The sequence below is a fragment of the Moorena sp. SIO2C4 genome, from assembly GCF_010672485.1.
In the GTDB taxonomy this organism is placed as follows: domain Bacteria; phylum Cyanobacteriota; class Cyanobacteriia; order Cyanobacteriales; family Coleofasciculaceae; genus Moorena; species Moorena producens.
Genome location: NZ_JAAHGN010000815.1, coordinates 1 through 3,495, shown reverse-complemented (window position 1 = coordinate 3,495; position 3,495 = coordinate 1). Strand labels below are relative to the sequence as shown.

Genomic DNA, 3,495 nt, shown 5'->3' with positions numbered 1-3,495 from the left:
AAGAGACTGGTTAGAAGTTACCGCAAGAAGAGTGCAGCCTTTATAGTTGGTAGGCTATGCATCAAAGGTGGCAGGTTTTGTTGTAAGGCTGCACTCTTCTAAGGTTTCGTCTCCGGCACGTTGCGTAATCCACTCTAACGATGTGGTTGCTTACGAAGACTTGAGGATTAAAAATCTGGTGAAAAATCATTGTCTTGCCAAATCTATTAATGACGCGGGTTGGTATCAATTTAGAAAATGGTTAGAGCATTTTGGCCAAAAGTTTAATAGGCAGACAGTAGCAGTCAATCCTGCCTATACCAGCCAAAATTGTTCAGACTGTGGCGAGGTCGTTAAGAAGTCTTTATCAACCAGAACCCACGTCTGTGAGTGTGGTTGTGAATTAGACCGAGACCATAATGCTGCGATCAATATTCTAAAAAGAGCCTTGGGTACTGTGGGGCACACAGGAACCTGGATCATAGATCCGAACGCTTATGGAGAATTGGCCTCTACTCTTCCTGATTCCGGTCTGGTTGAGCAAGTCAGCTCGTTGAAGTAAGAATCCCCGTTCTTCTAGGACGGGGAGTGTCAAAATCCCATTCGTGTCTGCGGCATTGCTACTGGGTTTGAAGGCATCATTCACGTCGGTGTCCGGGACAATAATGATACCGAGTTATTCCGGAATTTTCTCACTGTTGGCGGTAATGGCATCCTCGCTAACTTCTCGGTAGGATTGCCATTGAAAATAGTCCCAGCAACCCCCCAAGGTACCCTTGAAATTTTCAGTATCTCACCAGCAAACGGCAGTGAAACCAATAAAGTAATCGTGCCAATTGTTTTCGGCAACGCCTTGCTGCTTCGGTACTTTGGTTTCTATCAATACACTGTCATCCCCGGAGACACCCTCTTCAGCATCGCCCAACAAGTTTATGGTGACGGCAGATTGTCTCGTCGGATATTAGAAGCCAACCGACACCAAATTAAGCATGCTCATCAGATCTATCCAGGATTAGTGTTACGAGTTCCAGTCTCAAAGTTTTAGTTATAGAGGTTTTCAATTTAGTGAGGTACATTTTTTTAGGTTTTAGGTTTTAGGTTTTAGGTTTTAGGGAGCAGGGAATCGGGAATCGGGAATCGGGAATCGGGAATCGGGAATCGGGAATCGGGAAACAATATTGTGTACCTCATTAGACTATAAACAGCTATAGTGATAATATAAGTATTTGTTGCCTACTCCCTACTCCCTACTCCCTACTCCCTACTCCCTATTCCCTTTACAATAATGACAAACTACGAAATCGAAACCCAAGAATGGTGGGTAGAACGTTGGAATGAATTACTCAATTCCTATCGCTTCAAAAAGCGTTTGGAACGGGGACGTATTTATGCCAAAGAAGGCAACATTCTCAGTATTGACTTTCTAGGACCACAAGTAGTGGCCAAAGTTCAAGGAACTGCTCCGGAGCCCTATGAATTGACCATTTCCATCGAACCCTTTACTGAGGAAGACTGGAATTATGTGGTGCAAACCCTGGCAAGTAAAGCAATTTACTCAGCTCAGTTATTAGCAGGAGAAATGCCCCATAATATCGAAGAAGTATTTACTTCCAATGGTTTAAGTTTATTTCCCTTCACCCTCTCCGACGTTCGTTCCAGATGCAATTGCCCCGATCCCAAAAATCCTTGTAAGCATATCGCAGCAGTATACTATGAATTAGGCGATCGCTTCAGCGAAGACCCCTTTGTTTTGTTCCAGTTGCGGGGAAGCACCAAAGAACAAATCCTTGATGCCTTGCGTAAATTACGGAGTGGTCAAGCACCAGAAACTTCGGCCACAGAGCAGCCATCGTCAATTCCAAATCTCACGTCTGCTGATCAAAACCCTGATCAAAACAGGGAAGAGGGGGAATCCGCAATCGACGATCCTGAAACCTCAGTCAATATTCAGCAATTTTGGCAATACGATCAGCCCCTCGATTCTTCCCTCGTGGTAATTGCACCACCAACAGATAGTGGAACCGTCCTTGATGTCTTAGGAACAATTCCTCTAGGAGGAGCTGACCCTCGTGTCATGCAGTATTTAAAGGGAATTTATCAGATAGTCAGCCAGCAGGCCGTAATCTCAGCATTAAATCGAGATAGCTAATAGGCTAATAATTAATTCCCTGTTGGAACTAATGTGCCTATTTTAGCTATCAGCTATCAGCGTGTCGCGTATCAGCTATCAGCGTGTCGCGTATCAGCTATCAGCTATCAGGTTTTAGCGTTCAGGTTTTGAATAAAACAGATAAGCATTGGTTTAATCTGAGTTACCTCAGCTGAGGGCTGACCACTGACCGCTGACCGCTGACCGCTTAATGCTAACAAGACTTCTGAGCCACACCCTTATACATATAGCCCATAATCTTAGGAAATTTTGGTTCATAAAACTCTTCTAACTTCAGAATCTGGAAATGGTTTTCAACCAGCTGTTTGATATTACGATTGAGATGACAGCCATCCGCAATAATCTTTTGTACAGGGGTCAAGCGATTTTGCCAAACCTGAACCTTAGACTCATCACTCATGCCATGCTCAATAAAAAAGAACTTTCCCCCTGGTTTGAGCACCCGATAAATTTCCTCTATAGCCTGATTTACCTTACTAATACTGCACAAGGTCCAGGTGCTCACTACACTATCGAAGCTATGGTCAGCCATCGGTAAACTTTCCCCATTCAGCACCCGAAAATCAACAGTAATTTCCGATTGATTAATACGTTTTTTTGCTACGGAATCCATCCCAGGATTAACATCAATAGTTGTAAGTTTTTGCAGGTGCTTGGGGTAATACTTTAAATTTAATCCTGTGCCAAAGCCAATTTCAAATACTTCCCCAGACACCTGAGATAAAACCTCTTGACGATACTTGGTTAAGACCGGGTCAGACATAACCCAGTCCAGAAATCGGGGAAAAATTAACTCTGAATATAAACTCATGATCCAATTACCTTGGGATAACCTTGAATTGGTACTCATGATCAATTATATATATAGCAAGTCTTAATTAGTTGAGTTACAAAGTACTGGGTTTTAGGGAATAGGGAATAGGTAAAAAATCCTGAGGTGCGACCCGTGGCGAATTTAATTCGCCAAGTAAGAGCGCACCTACGTACCTGATTACTATGAGAAACGCTATATAAATTATAGTATTAAAGATAAATATGAGCGTGCAGGCTACCGGGTGAAGTATGACAAGTATATTTGATTGGATTAATCAATTCCGAAATGCTTGGGGTGACAACTTCCAGGCGGTGGGTGATTTGGTTCTTTACGCCTGGATTGTAAGTTTTGTCAATTTAGTCTTATGCGGGGGAGCACTGAACGAAAAGTTTGGTATCCAACCCCGCACCTGGCTTGGGCTAGTTGGTATTTTGTTTTCACCCTTCTTGCACAAAGACTGGAAACACTTGATCGGAAACACTATTCCGTTTGCGCTCCTTGGCTGTTGGGTATTGTTACGAGGAACCGATGA

3 protein-coding genes and 3 pseudogenes are annotated in these 3,495 nt (G+C 43.2%); 5 read left to right on the top strand and 1 reads right to left on the bottom strand.

Translation table 11 applies throughout. The features are described from left to right. The 4 genes and pseudogenes from F6K20_RS29610 to F6K20_RS29595 form a co-directional block, all read left to right on the top strand. A pseudogene (locus tag F6K20_RS29610) lies at window positions 1-102 on the top strand (RNA-guided endonuclease InsQ/TnpB family protein); the annotation flags it as partial. 13 nt (window positions 103-115) lie between these two features. Beyond that, a pseudogene (locus F6K20_RS29605) lies at window positions 116-541 on the top strand (RNA-guided endonuclease InsQ/TnpB family protein); the annotation flags it as partial. A gap of 39 nt (window positions 542-580) precedes the next feature. Further along, on the top strand, window positions 581-1,024 hold the full coding sequence (locus F6K20_RS29600; protein WP_267872052.1) for a LysM peptidoglycan-binding domain-containing protein: 444 nt from the start codon (window positions 581-583) through the stop codon (window positions 1,022-1,024). Window positions 1,025-1,264: 240 nt separating this feature from the next. After that, window positions 1,265-2,128: an SWIM zinc finger family protein gene (locus F6K20_RS29595; RefSeq protein ID WP_008185658.1), complete on the top strand. Its 864-nt coding sequence runs from the start codon at window positions 1,265-1,267 to the stop codon at window positions 2,126-2,128. A gap of 214 nt (window positions 2,129-2,342) precedes the next feature. On the opposite strand, the gene F6K20_RS29590 is transcribed toward F6K20_RS29595, so the two are convergent. Then, the gene (locus F6K20_RS29590; RefSeq protein WP_044493575.1) at window positions 2,343-2,960 is read right to left on the bottom strand and encodes a class I SAM-dependent methyltransferase; all 618 of its coding nucleotides are present in this window, start codon (window positions 2,958-2,960) and stop codon (window positions 2,343-2,345) included. 251 nt (window positions 2,961-3,211) lie between these two features. Between F6K20_RS29590 and F6K20_RS29585 the strand changes: the two are divergent. Next, window positions 3,212-3,495, top strand: a pseudogene (locus tag F6K20_RS29585) (rhomboid family intramembrane serine protease); the annotation flags it as partial.